Annotated in this window: 18 protein-coding genes; 12 read left to right on the forward strand and 6 right to left on the reverse strand. The window is 30.5% G+C overall.

All coding sequences use genetic code 11. The features are described 5' to 3' along the window. Positions 1 to 8 precede the first annotated feature (8 nt). From ACWJKE_RS13530 to ACWJKE_RS13550, 5 genes are all read left to right on the forward strand, one after another. Positions 9 to 1,211, forward strand: a complete 1,203-nt coding sequence (locus tag ACWJKE_RS13530; protein ID WP_462958881.1) for a BaiN/RdsA family NAD(P)/FAD-dependent oxidoreductase — start codon at positions 9 to 11, stop codon at positions 1,209 to 1,211. A gap of 110 nt (positions 1,212 to 1,321) precedes the next feature. Further along, complete coding sequence (locus ACWJKE_RS13535; RefSeq protein WP_462958882.1) at positions 1,322 to 1,810, forward strand: MarR family transcriptional regulator; 489 nt, start codon at positions 1,322 to 1,324, stop codon at positions 1,808 to 1,810. An 83-nt stretch (positions 1,811 to 1,893) separates the two neighbouring features. Next, positions 1,894 to 3,072, forward strand: a complete 1,179-nt coding sequence (locus ACWJKE_RS13540; protein WP_462958883.1) for an ArsA family ATPase — start codon at positions 1,894 to 1,896, stop codon at positions 3,070 to 3,072. Then, positions 3,073 to 3,297 (forward strand): hypothetical protein, encoded by a 225-nt coding sequence (locus ACWJKE_RS13545; protein ID WP_216302092.1) that lies wholly within the window; start codon positions 3,073 to 3,075, stop codon positions 3,295 to 3,297. A 19-nt stretch (positions 3,298 to 3,316) separates the two neighbouring features. After that, positions 3,317 to 4,510, forward strand: a complete 1,194-nt coding sequence (locus tag ACWJKE_RS13550; protein ID WP_462958884.1) for an ArsA family ATPase — start codon at positions 3,317 to 3,319, stop codon at positions 4,508 to 4,510. A 402-nt stretch (positions 4,511 to 4,912) separates the two neighbouring features. Here ACWJKE_RS13550 and ACWJKE_RS13555 read toward each other — a convergent pair whose 3' ends face one another. From ACWJKE_RS13555 to ACWJKE_RS13575, 5 genes are all read right to left on the reverse strand, one after another. Next, positions 4,913 to 5,764 carry a pentapeptide repeat-containing protein gene (locus ACWJKE_RS13555; RefSeq protein WP_462958885.1) on the reverse strand — a complete coding sequence of 284 codons (852 nt, stop codon included), beginning with the start codon at positions 5,762 to 5,764 and terminating at the stop codon, positions 4,913 to 4,915. Between the two features lie 186 nt (positions 5,765 to 5,950). Then, positions 5,951 to 6,661: a helix-turn-helix transcriptional regulator gene (locus ACWJKE_RS13560; RefSeq protein ID WP_462958886.1), complete on the reverse strand. Its 711-nt coding sequence runs from the start codon at positions 6,659 to 6,661 to the stop codon at positions 5,951 to 5,953. Between the two features lie 33 nt (positions 6,662 to 6,694). Then, entirely contained in the window at positions 6,695 to 7,111 is a 417-nt protein-coding gene (locus ACWJKE_RS13565) for a YjdF family protein (protein WP_462952648.1), read from the reverse strand. 127 nt (positions 7,112 to 7,238) lie between these two features. Continuing rightward, positions 7,239 to 7,775, reverse strand: a complete 537-nt coding sequence (locus ACWJKE_RS13570; RefSeq protein ID WP_462952649.1) for a PadR family transcriptional regulator — start codon at positions 7,773 to 7,775, stop codon at positions 7,239 to 7,241. A 132-nt stretch (positions 7,776 to 7,907) separates the two neighbouring features. Beyond that, on the reverse strand, positions 7,908 to 8,321 hold the full coding sequence (locus tag ACWJKE_RS13575; protein ID WP_462954841.1) for an Lrp/AsnC family transcriptional regulator: 414 nt from the start codon (positions 8,319 to 8,321) through the stop codon (positions 7,908 to 7,910). 109 nt (positions 8,322 to 8,430) lie between these two features. On the opposite strand from ACWJKE_RS13575, the gene ACWJKE_RS13580 reads away from it, so the two are divergent. Then, positions 8,431 to 9,189 carry an MBL fold metallo-hydrolase gene (locus ACWJKE_RS13580; RefSeq protein ID WP_216302087.1) on the forward strand — a complete coding sequence of 253 codons (759 nt, stop codon included), beginning with the start codon at positions 8,431 to 8,433 and terminating at the stop codon, positions 9,187 to 9,189. 218 nt (positions 9,190 to 9,407) lie between these two features. On the opposite strand, the gene ACWJKE_RS13585 is transcribed toward ACWJKE_RS13580, so the two are convergent. Continuing rightward, entirely contained in the window at positions 9,408 to 10,217 is an 810-nt protein-coding gene (locus ACWJKE_RS13585; RefSeq protein ID WP_462958887.1) for a MerR family transcriptional regulator, read from the reverse strand. 292 nt (positions 10,218 to 10,509) lie between these two features. Between ACWJKE_RS13585 and ACWJKE_RS13590 the strand changes: the two genes are divergently transcribed. The 6 genes from ACWJKE_RS13590 to ACWJKE_RS13615 all read left to right on the forward strand — a co-directional run bounded on the left by ACWJKE_RS13590 (position 10,510) and on the right by ACWJKE_RS13615 (position 16,366). Beyond that, the gene (locus ACWJKE_RS13590) at positions 10,510 to 10,923 is read left to right on the forward strand and encodes a hypothetical protein (RefSeq protein WP_462953425.1); all 414 of its coding nucleotides are present in this window, start codon (positions 10,510 to 10,512) and stop codon (positions 10,921 to 10,923) included. A 348-nt stretch (positions 10,924 to 11,271) separates the two neighbouring features. Continuing rightward, positions 11,272 to 11,586 (forward strand): hypothetical protein, encoded by a 315-nt coding sequence (locus tag ACWJKE_RS13595; protein WP_462953426.1) that lies wholly within the window; start codon positions 11,272 to 11,274, stop codon positions 11,584 to 11,586. 159 nt (positions 11,587 to 11,745) lie between these two features. Further along, positions 11,746 to 12,414, forward strand: a complete 669-nt coding sequence (locus ACWJKE_RS13600; protein WP_216302075.1) for a response regulator transcription factor — start codon at positions 11,746 to 11,748, stop codon at positions 12,412 to 12,414. Further along, the gene (locus ACWJKE_RS13605; protein WP_216302074.1) at positions 12,411 to 13,445 is read left to right on the forward strand and encodes a sensor histidine kinase; all 1,035 of its coding nucleotides are present in this window, start codon (positions 12,411 to 12,413) and stop codon (positions 13,443 to 13,445) included. Before ACWJKE_RS13600 ends, ACWJKE_RS13605 begins: the two co-directional genes overlap by 4 nt. A gap of 94 nt (positions 13,446 to 13,539) precedes the next feature. After that, entirely contained in the window at positions 13,540 to 14,307 is a 768-nt protein-coding gene (locus tag ACWJKE_RS13610) for an ABC transporter ATP-binding protein (protein ID WP_216302073.1), read from the forward strand. Beyond that, entirely contained in the window at positions 14,297 to 16,366 is a 2,070-nt protein-coding gene (locus tag ACWJKE_RS13615; protein WP_462958888.1) for an FtsX-like permease family protein, read from the forward strand. The genes ACWJKE_RS13610 and ACWJKE_RS13615 overlap by 11 nt, the downstream gene beginning before the upstream one ends. The last annotated feature ends 105 nt before the right edge of the window (positions 16,367 to 16,471 follow it).

Below are 16,471 nucleotides of genomic sequence, written 5' to 3' on the forward strand. Positions count from 1 at the left end.
GTGTGTTTATGCTAAAAGTTATTGTTGTTGGAGGAGGACCTGCTGGTATCATGGCAGCTATCAGTGCAGCAAAAAATAGTGAAGTTATATTAATAGAAAGAAACAAAGAAATTGGTGCAAAGCTAAAACTTACGGGTGGAGGCAGATGCAATATTACAAATAATAGAGATATAGAGGAATTTTTTGATAAGATAGTAAGTAATAAGAAATTTCTATATAGCGCTCTTTATACATTTTCAAATAATCAACTTTTAGAATACTTTAAAGGAATTGGATTAGAATATAAGGAGGAGCTTGACCAAAAGATATATACCAAAAGTAATAGGGCCGATGAAGTTATAGAATTACTGAAAAATGATTTAGAAAGAAATAATGTTAAGATTATGTATAACAGTAAGGTTCAAGGGTTGATAGTTGAAGATGGACAAATTAAAGGTGTAGTAACGGGTGATGGCAAGCGGATTTTAGGCGAAAAGGTAATTGTTACAACAGGAGGAAAGAGCTACCCAGGTTCTGGTTCAGATGGTTCTATGTTTGAAGTATTAAGTAAATGTGGACACACTATAACACCTTTATACGCAGCATTAATCCCATTAGTTATAAAGGAAGAGTTTGTTAAGAGTTTACAAGGCGTTGCAATGAAGGATGTTGTAGTTTCAGCTAAGATTAAAAAGAAGAGTATAGAAAAGTTTGGTGATATGATATTCACTCATTTTGGAATATCAGGACCAGCAGTGTTAAAGCTTTCATCTTATATAAGCAAAGCTTTAGGAGAGGGAGAAGTACAAGTTACTTTAGATTTTTTAAGAAATAAGTCTAAGGAGGAAATATCAGAGATTATGTGGAGCAATCCAAATAAGACTGTACTTAATAATTTAAAAGGCATTCTTCCACAAAATTACTTGAAAGAAATATTTGATATGTTAGGAGTAACAGAGGTTAAGATTAATGACTTAAAGAAGACTGATGAGAATAAGATAATTACTTATATGAAGGAAATGAAACTAACAGTTAGAGAAACTTTATCGATTAAAGCAGCTCAAGTAACTTCAGGTGGAGTTAAAGTTAAAGAAATAAATGCTTCAACTATGGAATCAAAACTTATAAAAAATCTTTATTTTGCAGGAGAAGTTATGGATATTGATGCTGAGACAGGTGGATATAATCTTCAAATGGCATTTTCTACAGGATACTTAGCGGGAAGCAATTAAGCACAGAAGGGTACATGTAATACTTTTTCATGCAATTTTATTGACAAGAAAATACTTCGGTGATAGAATTAAAATATAATTCGTAACAAGAACTAATTCGGAGGAAGTTTATGGATATAAACAAAATAGAGCAAATTATTTTTAATCATATTGATGAGTTTAAGGTTTTGTTTTTTCCAGAACAGTGGAGTGATATATTCTTAGATTTTTCTAAGAATGAAATATTAGCATTATTATTCTTGCATCGAAAAAAGAATGCTAATATGACGGAAATAGCAGAGTACATAAATGCTCCATTAAATACTGCCACAGGGGTTATCGCTAGATTAGAAAAAAAGCTAATGGTAGAAAGAATAAGAAGTGCAGAGGATAGAAGAATAGTTTTAATAACCCTTACAGAGATTGCTAATGCAGTGATTGAGAAGGAAAAGGCTATGATTGTTAAATATTTTATTGAGATTTACGGAAAGCTTACCGACGAGGAAATTTCTTCAGCTCTAAGTATTTATAACAAAGTACTGGGAGTTTTTAAGGGAATTAAGAATCCAGTTAAAGAAGAGATTCCTGTTAAAAAATTAAGAAAAATAATTATTGAATAGCTCAGTAAACCTGAGTTATTTTAAGAAGAAATACTTCGTTGAAAGAACTATTCAATTAAAGAATTAAAATTAGGAGGGATGATATGAAAAGAATAATTATTTTTACTGGAAAAGGTGGAGTTGGTAAAACAAGCACCGCAGCAGCTCATGCACTTAAGGCTTCAATAGAGGGAATAAAAACTTTAATTGTTAGCACTGATATGGCACATAACTTGAGTGATATTTTTATGCAACAAATAAAGAATGACCCTACAGAAATACGGAAAAATTTATGGGGGCTTGAAATTGATCCTAATTATGAAATGGAGAATTATTACGGGAGTATTCAAGCTGCTTTAAAAAAAATGATGGTTTTTAAAGATGAAGAGCAAGCAGAAAGTTTTGAGGATATTGTTGTGTTTCCAGGAATGGAAGAGTTATTTTGTCTTTTGAAAATTAAAGATTTATATGACAAAGGTACTTATGACCTAATAATTGTAGATAGTGCACCTACAGGAGAGACCATATCCCTTTTAAAATTTCCAGAGCTTATGAGTTGGTACATGGAGAAATTATTTCCCATTGGAAAGGTTGCAATGAAAGTGCTCAGACCTATCTCTAAAATAGCATTTAAGATAGAAATGCCTGATAAGCAAGCTGTGAATGATATTGAAAAACTTTATATAATGCTAACAGATCTTCAAAACTTATTTAAGGATAGAGAGAGTTGCAGTATAAGATTGGTTACAATTCCTGAAAAAATGGTTATTGAAGAGACCAAGAGAAATTACATGTATTTAAATCTTTATAATTTTAATGTAGATGCAATATATATTAATAGGATAATACCCCAGGATATAGGAAATAAATTTTTTGATGAGTGGAAATGTATTCAAAGAAAGTACATGGAAGAAATAGATTCAGTATTTTTGAATTTGACGAGGTTCAAAATTAAATGGTATGAGGTAGATATTAATGGAATTTGCGGCTTAGAAAGGATAGTTGTGGATTCTCTGAATGTTAAGGATATATTTAAGGTTCAAAAAATAACCTTTAACGAGAAATTTGAAAAGGTTGAGGGTGGTTATAAGCTTCAAGTTTATGTGCCCTTTGGAGATAAGAAAGACTTAGAACTGTATGAAACTGGTTCTGATATATCCATAAAAATAGGCAATTTTAAGAGGAATATTCCTTGTCCAAATTCACTGAGAAAATACTCAATAAGTAAAGCTGATTTTAATGAGGATTATCTATCTATTTATTTTGATGAGAAGGTGGATTAGATGAATGGTGAAATAATTAAAAAATTGATAAGAATAGAAAAACTTAAATATGAGGTTATAAAAGATGTTTTGCCAGAAAAAATCTTGCACAAGATCAATAACTTTGAGAAGGAAGCAATTATCCTTATTAAGGATATTGGATTGGATCTTATTAACGAGGGTTGTGAAAAAGCGGAAGAGGAAGCAAACCAAGAGATTAAAAAGGTTAAAGTAGATTTTTTATAATTGAATTGGAGGGATTAAAATGAGAATTATTTTATATACAGGAAAAGGTGGAGTTGGAAAAACTAGTGTCGCATCAGCCACAGCCTGCCAGATTGCAAAGCAGGGGAAAAAGGTGCTTATAATGAGCACTGATCAGGCTCATAGTCTTTCCGATGCCTTCGGTGCAAAGCTATCGAATACACCTACCCAAATTTCAGAAAATTTAGAAGCTATAGAGGTGGATGCTCTTATTGAAAATGAAGCTATTTGGGGGAATATCAAAGGCTATATAGAAAAATTGATGCTTTTAAAAAATGCAAAAACCATTGAGGTTGAAGAATTGCTGGTTTTCCCAGGGTTCGAGGATCTGATCTCCTTACTTAAAATTAAACAGATTAATGATGAAAATAACTATGAGGTGTTAATAGTTGATTGTGCTCCTACTGGCGAAACTATGTCGCTTTTGAAGTTTCCAGAGCTTTTCAAGTGGTGGATGGACAAAATTTTTCCTATGAAAAGAAAGATGGCAAAAATTGCAAAGCCAATAATTGAGCATACAGTAAAGATTCCGCTTCCTGATGAGAGAACTTTTGATGAAATAGAAATGCTATATAAGAAAATTGATGAACTCCATAAGTTAATGCTCCAAAAGGATAAGGTAAGCCTTAGAATAGTTACTACTCCAGAAAAGATTGTTATCAAGGAAGCTAAAAGAAATTTTTCTTATTTGCATCTCTATGATTTTAATGTAGACGCAATTATTGTAAATAAAATAATTTCAGAAGAGGGAGGGAAAGGATATTTCGAAAAATGGATGAAGCTTCAAAGTGAAAATCTTAAGGAGATAAGTGAAAGTTTTAGCCCGGTACCAATTTTCAAAACTGAGTTAATGCATAGCGAGGTTAGGAATTATGAGGTCCTATTAAATATGGGAGAAAGTATATTTAAAGAAGTTTCTGCAGACAAAGTGCTCTTTAAAGACAAAATTTTTGAAATTGAAAAATCAAGTACAGATGAAAGCTATTATTTAAATATCAATATGCCTTTTGTAGATAAAAATGAATTAAATTTACTTCAAAATGGAGATGAAATTAGTATTTCCATTAAAAATGAAAAACGAAATTTTGTACTTCCACAAAAATTACAATCAAAGGAAATCATTAAAGCCGGTTACAAGGATGGGAAATTAAGAATACAATTTAATTTTAGGGAGCAAAAAGTGAAATATATTTAGTAGATATAAGAAGTTCTGATTATCTTAAAATCAATATTTTAGCTAGGGTAGCAGGTATAAATACTCTCATAGTTTTAGGCGTTACACCTATTATTTGAGCAGCTTTTGTTATACCTCCATCCATTTATTTGATATCACAATTATATCAAGGAATCATTGCCAACAGTATGTCAGGAAATAAATTTCAAATTATATTTATTTTTCTAATTATGTACGTCCTAAGTTCTATAGGGGGTAGTAATCGCAAAACGCGCATTTTATACGTTAAGACATATATTACTAAAACACCGATATATTCAAAAAACTCTTTGAATATATCGGTGTTTTAATTACTTTAAAATATATTTTAAATATATTCCTTCAAAATTAAAAAGTTAGGATTTGAGTTGGTCAATCAGTTAATTAATTTGACCAATAGGTTGGGCGAACTAGCATTATGGGTAGCTTTGTAAGGGAATCACCTTTAGCTGTGTTGATCTGGGCTTGGGTAAGAAAGATGCTATTTGTGAGATTAGCTCCACTAATATCGGCATCTCGCAAATCAGCCCCGATGAGATCAGCCATACTCAAATCGACTCCTCTGAGGTTTGCCGCAATAAGACACGCGCCCCTCAAGTCTGCACCTCTAAGATTAGTTTTTCTCAGGTCTGCGCCAAAATAATCTAATCGCCGAGAATTGGCGTTCCGATTTCTTGAAGGAGAGGTCTTTTCACTGCGGGCTTTAGTACGTACCAGTTCGCTGGTATTTTTAAGTAGCATATTAACATTGGTTCGATGAGCTACCACATCCAGTGCTAATAGAGACTCAACATCAAGAATGGTAAGGCGTTCAGTCTTGTCCAGCAATGAACTTATATCCTCTTTAATGCCGTGATCCGTTTGCAGGATAAATGATTGTGCAAGATACCATAGCATTTCATGCAGCTGCCTCATAATCAGGAACACTTCAAACATTTGCTTAGCAGATTCGGGGGCTTGTCGCCAGTCTTGTCCGTTATAAGTAACTTGAGCAACCTTTTGGCCAGCACCAAAACAGTCATAAGCAATACAACCCTTAAGACCCTTATTCCTAAGATTTTTGTGAACAGAGCAAGTAAATCCTGATTGTAAGTTTATGCAAGGCTTACCTGCATCTTTATTCGTTGGAAAACCTTCCGAAGCTGAAAAGTATAATGCTACACAGCATAGGCCGAAACATTTTTCGCAGTCAACTCGTAATTCTTTATTACGCTTATCTTCATGTGTATATATCATATTTATTTACCTCATATTAGAAAAATTTAAATAATTTTTACTTTCTAATTATATCATATACAGCGTTTGTTTCAACGTCTATATAACACTCGCGTCGTAATTTTTATAAATTTTACAAATTATTGTAACATCGCCCTCAAAGGTCTAATATTATTTATTAAATTGTAATCAGAACTATCATCAAAGTTATACGACCAATAAAATTAATATGTCGCCATCCTCCCAAAACTTTCCCAGGTTAAAGTTCTCATCCATGCTGAAGCTTTCATCTAGCACTTCAATACTTTCAATTCTGCTACATTTAAAAATTCTAATCTCGTTTTTTAATTCACAAAACGCTACCACATACCACTGAGAATCTTTTACCACAGCACCATAAGGTCTTATAATCCTTTCGGATACTTCTCCGTCAAATTTTTTATAGTGAACTTTTAACTTTTTTAAATTAAGCACTGATTTTTTTATTATATCTACATTCTGATTTTGTATTCGCGTGCCCCACCAAGGTTGCGAATCAATAAAAAACCTTTCCTTAGCTTTAATAATTTCTTCTCTATGTTCCTTTGATACACTATTTTCAAGCTTAATGACGGCAAGTTTTAGTTGCTGCGACATTTCAGTATTTTTTTCTGAGTGTATACCCATACCTGAAAGCAATAGATTAACTACATCTCCGCTCGCTAGGTTATTAGAATTGATTTTATATCCCTCAACAAAAGAAAAACCTCCACTGGGACCTGGAATTGATAAAATAGGAATACCTGATTCGCACAATATATCCATATCTCTGTATATAGTTCTTTCTGAGGTTTCAAGTATTTTTGATAAATTTCCGGCTTTCATTATTCCTCGTGTATTAAGCAACATAATAATTCCGAGCAGCCTGTGAAGTCTCATGAAATCACACCCTTATTATTAATTTTTCACTAATTAGTGGCCCCGATGTTTATCTTTCTTATTTTGTTGTCTTAATTTATATTTTAGTTGCCTTTCTTCTTCTTTTTCTTCTTTTGAAACTATTTTTCTTTCTGTTTTAGTTAGCTCATGCTGTAGTTGCATAGCAAGTTGAGCTTTCGTACCTGTACCTTTGTTTTCCATTGATTTCTTTATTTCTCTTTGGTATCTTTTAGGGTTTATCTTTCTTTTTTCAACGGATTCAGTACGTAAGGGATTAGTAAACTTTAAATTATAAAAGGTGCTTAATATAAAATCAAACACTTCATAGTCCTTTGGTTCAGCCCCAAAGACAATTTTAGATACTTCATATTTCCCATCATAAGCCTTCTCAAATACCCCTACCCAAAATGTACCCTCAAAAAATACATTTAAACTAATGCTAATTTCCATTTCATAATTCCTCCTGTTTAGTAGAATTTGATAAAGAGAAGGGACGACCCCAGGAGGGAAGGATACTGCTATCTATAAAAAGAAGATAGGTTCGGACTACCAACCGAAACTGTGATTTTATCTCTATTTAATTGTGTTTTTTAAAATTATCACTTATAAAATCTTCAAGCCATGAAATTTCAGTATCTACAAATGCTAATGGCCTTTCAAATAATGCTTTTATATGTGGTCTTTGTCGTGCTGTAGGATGCTGGTCATATCTTTTAAGTAAAAATTCTTTCCTCTTAACTAAATTTTCTTTATGAGTAGTTAAAGCTTCCTTTAATTTTTCTTTTATTATTAAATAAGAAAACAGCATACCTATATCAAATTCACTTGGATCACTGTTATATTCACTTATCATCTTGATAATATGCTCTTTAATAATTATTTTTGTTTCATTCTTGATTGAATATACTTTCCTCTTAGGTGAACCGTATTCTTTTTCGTATTTTGAAACTATATGACCGTTTTTTTCAAGTTTGGTTAAAGAATTATAGATTGAGGAAAAGCCTATATTGGTCCAACCTCTCATATTTCTTTGCTCTATTACAGTTTCAAATTCATATCCATAATAATTTTTGTCACATAAAAGTGATAAAAGTATGACTTCAATCTGTGTCATTTTTTTCCTCCTTTGCTATTCTAATGATAGAATAGCATAATATAAAATATATGTCAATGTTATATGTAAAGTGATGTAGGTGGGAGAAAAGGAACGTATAATGTTATGGGGGTGGTGACTGGAGCTGCATTACTATTTTATATTCTCTATGGATAAATTTAATTTATAATTTCCATATTTTAAAATTTCATCTAACAGTTGTACTATTTCTTCTTGAGAAGATGCAGTTACTTTTAACATATAGCAGCCTTCTCCGCTTATTCTGTTGGCTTCAGTTATTATAGAATTATTATGTATATATGTTTGAAATGCTAAATGGTCAGTTGTTTTCATAAAAACAGTTATGAAACCAGTTAAGGGCTTACCAATTAACGCAGAATTAATTTTTATAGTATAGCATTCAACAACACCTAAATTTTCCATTTTAGTTATTCTGTTTCTAACTGCTTGTCCAGTTAAATGAACTTCTTGGCCAATTTCCTGCCATTGCATACGTGAATTTTTTGTAAGAATATTTAAAATTTGAATATCTGTTTGATCAAGCATAATATATAAAATCCTTTCATGACGAAATTATTTTCACTCTTTTACTTTCTCTAATCAAGTAATTTCTATTATATAATAAATGTATATAAAACAACAGGAGGAATGAACAGTGAAAATTCAATTAATTCGTCATGCTACCTTAATATTATCTGTAAATAATAAGAGAATACTTGTAGATCCTGTATTAAGCGAAGCAGGATCTATAGCTCCTATTGGGAATGTACCAAATCAAAAATATAATCCCTTAGTAGAATTACCTATAAGTATCGATGATATTACTAATTGTGATGCTGTACTTGTTACTCATACTCATAGGGACCACTTTGATGATGCGGCAGCAAAATTACTTCCTAAAAGCATTCCAATATTCTGCCAACCAGAAGATGAAATGAAATTGAAATCCTATGGGTTTACTGATGTATACGCAATTCAGGATAATTATACTTGGAATAATATAATTTTTAATAGAACTAAAGGAAAACATGGTCACGGTGTTCTTGCTATGAAAATGGCACCAGTATCTGGTTTTGTTATTTCTTTAAAAGGCGAAATTCCTGTCTATATTGCGGGGGATACAGTATGGTGCACGGAAGTTGAAAAGTCTATAGAAAACTTTAAACCTGGAATAGTTGTTTGCAATTGTGGTGGTGCACAATTTAAATATGGAAAACCTATTACTATGACAACAAAAGATTTACATGAATTATGCCGTAGATATGAAAATATAAAGATTGTTGCTGTACACATGGAGGCATGGAATCATTGCAGATTATCAAGAAAGGGCTTGAAGTGTTATTTAAGTGCTAATAGTATTAGTATTAATGTATCTATACCCGAAGATGGAGAAGTATTATCTTTTAAAAGTTAAAGGCTCCCATTATAAAGTAGTTTAAAAGAATATTATCATTTTGTTTTAAGACCGCCAATGATCATTAAAGCGCTTGCAATTAATAGTGTTGGTGTCGCAAACCAATCAGATAATGGCATACTTAACGATTGTTCAGCAATCGTATATTTATGATTGTTGAGCTATTTATGAAGGATGCGACATAAATAGCTCAAAGATTATGCTAATAATCCCCCAGTTTATTTCTTTATCAAAGGTATTTGTAACTCGGTAAGCCATTCATCTTCGCTTTCTTTATTCCAAATACCATCGATATAGTTTTCTCGAGGACTGTAAACAACTATATATCCATTATCTTCAGTCCACTTAAAAGCAAATGCATACGCCTTTGCAAGCCCAGCATATGCACCCTTGTGCATAATGGAAACTGCAGATACACTTTCAATCTTCTTAAATTTAATATCGCCAGTTTCTTTACCCATTTTGTCTACCGCTTCGCAGAATTCAATGTTAATATCTTTATCTTTGTATTCATTGTCAATATACTTGATGAAGCAGTACTCAGGAACAGTACATTTTAATTCAGGATTTGCTGCAGTAACCTCTTCTCCGATTGCCGGTATGATCTCAAAATATGAGTCATAACTTGGTACTGTAATCCTCTTTGAATAGACGATACACTCTGGTAGTTCCTTTAAAATCGCTTGATAATTCATGATTAACTCCTCCCCTTTCCCTTGTAATATAAATTCAATTCGAGAGAGCTGTGAATTACTTTCAGCGATAGTATCTTCAATTTCACTTTTTCGTTTTTCCAAAATTAATTCTATACAGTGTCCGGACATGATCAGCTTGATTTCATTAATTGATAAACCGATTTGGCGAAAAGATTGAATTTTGTGAAGCTTTATCAACTGTTTCGTTGTATAAAAACGATAGTTTGTTTCCTCATCCACAAATTCAGGTTTTAATAAATCAATTTCATCATAATACCTTAATGGTTTTACTGTAGTTTTCGTAAGTTTGGAAAAGTCGCCTATTCGAAACATATACACATCTCCTTTCCTTGTGAAGTTAGATTACAGTATCCTCTAAAGGGAGTGTCAATAGGGCTTTTATATTTTAGAGAAATATTATATAAATAAAGTTACTTTACCATTTTCTACAATGCTGTATGTATGGTGTTTTTAGAATATACAAAACCAACAATAAAATTGTAACATGTTTTCTATATTTTTGAAATAATATATATCACCAAGGAGCCTATTAGTAATCTAAAAATTAACGTATTATGTATTTATGTGATAATATTAGGATATAAAATTAGGAAGGATGTTTTATATGCTTAGAATTAAAGGTTTATACAAAGAACAAAAGAATAATGTGATAAGAGATATAGATATTAATTTAAACAAAGGTAGTTCCATAAGTATAGAGTGTAGCAATGAAGTAAGTGATTTGCTGGTGAATTTGATTTTAGGAAACGAAACACCAGCCAAAGGTGAAATATATATAGAAGACGTAAGAAACGACCAGTATATTAAACCTAATATTGGTAGTGTTGGAGTTGTATTAAGAGAAGAGGATTTTTATGAGAGGATGACTATAGAGGATTATATGAAGTTTTTCTCTAATCTTCTAGGCTTAAAAGTAGATTATAAAGAGATAATGTTAAAATTGGGTCTTTTAGACATTGGAAATATGAAAATAAAAAATTTGAATTATTCTCAAAGAAGAACTGGAAAAGGTATTTAAAGGTCAAATAGGCCATAGGTGCTGAATCGTCCTATGGCCTATTTGTAATTTTGGCTTGGATAGTAATCGCTGCAGGGGGGGGTTGTTTACATTTATAGCAAAGGGGGATTAGATAAGTAAGAACGGGTTTGGATAATAGGCGCAAATAGTTATTTCAACCTTTGATTATTACACGATGCAACTATTGAAATTGAAAGCACGAACAATGGTCTTTGAAAATTGAATAATACGGTGAAAAAATAAAATTAAAACCTTTAGTTATCTAAAAATAATAGTGAATTATATGGTATAATTACCAATAATTAAGTCAAAATTGTAAATTTTCACGGAGAAAGGAATGGATATTTTATGATAAGAATATCAAGACAACCAAGATATTTTGATTCTTTAAGAAGTTATAAAATATATATTGATGATATATATTGTGGTGATATAAAAGATGGTGAAATTAAAGAATTGGATATTGAGAATGGAGAACATTCAATTTACCTAAAAATTGATTGGTGTAGAAGTAATAAATCAAACTTCATTGTTAACAGTAATGAATTATTAGAATTTAATTGTGGTAACTCAATGAAGGGATTAAAATGTTTATTTTTTTTATTTTACATCACAGTTTTAAAAAACTTTTACTTATTTATACAACCCAATAATAGCATATGACAATATTCTTAATTTAACGTCACAACAATAAAAACCGAATAATTATTTAAAACACCGTATTATTCAAGATTGGATTTTACGGCATTTTTACGTCGTCTTTCAAATACATGTAGTCTTATAATAAAGTATAGAAGTTAATCTAAGAATAGGGGGTAATAGATGTTTAACATAATGATAGTTGAGGATAATGAACAATTAAAAAATGAAATAGCAAGTCTTTTGATATGCAATGGATATTCTGTTATAAAAGCTAATGAATTTAATAATATTCCTAAATTGGTTAAGGAGAGCAGTCCTAATCTAATTTTGTTAGATATTTATTTACCTTATGATGATGGGTTTAAGATATGTACAGAAATACGTAGTTTTTCAACAGTACCAATTATATTTGTTACAAGCAGAAATACTAACATTGACGAGCTTATGAGTATAACATTAGGTGGAGATGATTTTATTACAAAACCATATAATACTCAAATTTTATTAGCTAGGATAAATTCGCTTTTAAAAAGAGCCTACCCTAATGAAAAAACAATGGATGTGGTTGAGTATAATGGCATAAGGTTAAATATATTATCTAGCACCATAGAGCACAATGGTAATGAAGTTGATCTTACTAAAAATGAGCTGAAAATACTTCATTACTTATTAAATAACAGAGGCACGATAGTATCTAGAGTAGATATTATGGAGTATTTATGGGATAGTTCATTATTTGTAAATGATAATACCCTTACTGTAAACATTACTAGAATAAGAAATAAATTTGAAGATATTGGAGTTAAGGACTTTATAAAAACTAAAAGAGGACAAGGGTATATAATATGAGTTTAAGTGATTATTTTAAAGGAATAATTAATGTGATACTACTAAATATTATATCACTTGGTACCTTAGTCATATTTCTCTTTAGTGTAGGAGATACTTTTGATACCATAAAAGTTATAGTAGTAATTTGGATTACAGTGGTTATAACATTTTTTACATATGAGTATAGAAAAAGAAAATTATATTTTAATGATATCCTAAATACTATTGATAGATTGGATAAGAAGTATCTTATTAGTGAAGTGATAGAAGTACCACCATATAGTGATTCAGTACCATACTATATTATGATGAAAAAGGCTAGTAAATCTATGCGTGAAGAAATATATAAGAGCAAAGTCCAACGTAAAGATTATAAAGAGTATATTGAGCAGTGGATTCACGAAGTAAAAACACCAATATCATCGATTAAGTTAATAGAAGAAAATAATAAGACGAATACTTCTAGAGTAGTTTTAGAAGAATTAGAGAATATAGATAGATTTGTTGAACAGGCTTTATTTTATGCTAGAAGTGAGGAAGTTGAAAAGGATTATCTTATAAAAGAGATTTCGCTAGAGAAATGTGTAAGTCATGTTCTAATAAGAAATAAACAAATATTCATTTCTAGCGGTATAGATATTGAGTTAATAAGCCTAGATAAAAGCATTTATTGTGATAGCAAATGGTTAGAGTTTATATTAAATCAAATAATAGTTAATTCAGTAAAGTATAGAACAAAGAATTTTCCAAAGGTTAAAATATATACAGATGATATTAAAAATGGTGTTCAGTTAAGTATTGAAGACAACGGTATAGGAATACCATCGAATGAAATTAATCGTGTGTTTGAAAAAGGATTCACAGGAACCAAAGGAAGGCTTAATAATAAATCTACAGGGATAGGATTATATATTTGTAAAAAATTATGTGACAAATTAGGTTTATTAATAACATTAGAATCAAATGAAAATTTATATACCAGAGTAATAATTGCTTTCCCAAAGGGAAGTTTTAGTAACTCAAATTTAATCCTACACCATAAGGTGTAGGAATTTTTTTGGTGACAAAGTTGTAACATAAAAGTAAGGTTTAATCGAATTAGGTGTAATATAAATAATGTACAATGGTATTGGGGTGAGAGTAATGGATAAGATATTAAGTTTGAAAAATGTTGAAAAGTATTATGGTAACAAGGGGAATGTAGTAAAGGCGATTGATGATATTAGTTTTGATGTTTTTAGAGAAGAATTTGTTGGGGTTATGGGGCCTTCTGGGTCCGGAAAAACCACACTATTAAATATTATAGCAACTATTGATGAAGTTAGTTCAGGATTCATCTATATAGATAATAAGGATTTAACAGAGATAAGTAAGAAGGATATTGCAAAGTTTAGGAGAGAGAATCTAGGGTTTATATTTCAGGATTTCAACTTATTAGATACTTTGACTATTCATGAGAACATAGCTTTAGCATTAACAATTAATAGATGTAAAAAGAATGAAATAGATGGAAAAGTAAGTAAAGTTGCTAGAGAATTAGGTATAGAAGATATACTCTTAAAGTACCCATATGAGGTATCGGGAGGCCAAAAGCAACGCTCTGCATGTGCAAGAGCGTTGATAACAAATCCTAAACTTATTTTAGCAGATGAACCAACGGGAGCATTAGATTCAAGAGCGTCTCAGATGCTAATAGAAATGATTTCACATTTAAATGAGGAATTAGGAGCAACTATTTTAATGGTAACGCATGATTCATTTACAGCAAGTTATTGTGAGAGGATTCTATTTATTAAAGACGGTAAGATTTTCACGGAACTCGTTAAGGGAGAAAATACACGTAAACAATTTTTAAATCAAATCTTAGATGTGGTTGCACTGCTAGGAGGTGACATAAGAGATGTACGTTAGGCTAGCAATTAACAATGCAAAAAAGTCTATTAAGGATTATTTAATTTACTTTATAACAATAACATTATGTGTAAGCTTGTTCTATGCGTTTACATCAATGTCAAGCTCAAGCTATGAATTAATAACAGAGGATTCTATTAACCTTGAACTATTAAAGCAAATATTGAAATATTCCACATATATAGTTACAGCTTTATTAGTATTACTTATAGGATATGTAAACAAATATATGATAAAAAGACGGCAGAATGAATTTGCTACATATATATTGCTAGGAACTGAGCAGAAAAGCGTCGCATTAATGTTTTTTATAGAAATGCTAATAATCGGAATTGCTTCAATTATATTAGGGATTTTTATAGGCACATTATTTTCACAAGTAGTTACTGCAATAGTTCTTATGACTGCAAAGCAGAGCATAAATTTCTCTTTTAAATTATATATGGATACTGTAATTATAACGTTCATATTTTTTATAGTTATGTTTTGTATTATTGGATTTTTCAATATGAAAGCTTTAGGGAAAGTTAAGATTATTGATATGATAAATGCACAAAAGAAAACAGAGTTTCAGTTTAAAAGAAGTAAGTTTGTATATGTAAGCATATTTATTGTGGCAATAGTTCTATATAGTGTTTGTGGATATTGTTCTTATGAGATTTTAAAAACTACAGTTACAGAAGGTGATAAGGCAATTTGTATAGCAGTAGGATTAATAGGATACATTATAGGAACATATGCATTGTTTTATTCATTAGCGTATATAATTATTGATGTTAAGGATAAGTGGACAAATTTTAAATATGAATATACAAACTTATTTTTAATAGGGGCTATAGTTTCAAAAATAAAGACAGCGCCTATTTTAATGGCCACAATTTCAATAACATTTTTAGGCGCTGCATTAAGCTTTTCACTAACTTTACTGATGTCACAATGGACTTTAGGATTTCTAGATTATAGAGTGCCTTACGATATAATCATAAACAATGATTATTCTATAATTTCAGATAGAAGTGATATATCTAAAAAAAGTAATTTACTTAAAATAGATTATAAGAAAATAATAGAACATCTAAATAATGATGACTATAATATGGATGATTACTGTCAGGCAGAGAAATATTTCTTAAATGTCGATGATTTTAAGGCAAGAGATAAAAGAAAAAAGCCTATGTTAGTAATTAGCTTAAGTGATTATAATAAGCTAAGGAAAATGCGAGGATATGAGAAAGTAACGCTAAATAATAATGAGTTTACCATGCAATGGGCGAAAATGATAGAAGATACTGATATTGAAAATTATATAAAAGAAAATTCAACTATTAACATAAATAGTAATAACTTAAAGATTAGCTCAAATTCATACTATAAAGAATCTATTGGAGAAGGTATCTATAGCGGAAATACAAATGCTCTGATAGTAGTTCCTGATAAATGGTGTAAAAAATTAATATTAGCCGGCACTGATCTTTTCGCAAATACAAAAAAGAAGATTAGTTATGATAAGGCATTAGGCTTTGAAAAACAGTATGTACCACAATGGTTTGAGGAAAACTATAGTAAGGTACTAAGTGAATATAAAATTCGAGCTTTTTATCCGATTTTTACTAACATAAAAGTAGCTGAAGTTAGTGAGATATTAAATGCTACACTAGCAATGAGAATACTAGGAATGTACCTAGGAACAGTCTTATTAATGATTAGTTTGACAGTTCTTGCTTTGCAACAGTTATCAGACTCCATTGAGCATAAGGAAAGATTTAAAACGCTAAAGAAATTAGGAATAGACAATAATGAAATCAATAAGATAATATTAAAACAAATAGTATTGTACTTTATTATGCCAATATCGGTAGCCATAATAGGATTCATAATATGTATGTATAATTTTGAAGGCATAAACAGTAAAGTAATAAGCGTCTTTATAGGGGATAGCGCATTTGTGTTTAACATAGGTATATCATTGGCAATAATTTTAATTATCTATATATGCTATTTTCTTGCAACATATTATACATTTAAGAGGAACGTTAAGGGTAGAAGTAAATCTTGTTAAAGGGTGATTAAATAAACTAATAAATAACTAAAGTTAGAAGTAGGTGTCAGGAATCTGTAAGGTGTTTACAGGATGGATGATACTCTACTTTTAATTTTTTTTGAA

It is taken from the genome of Clostridium sp. CM036 (assembly GCF_055081135.1).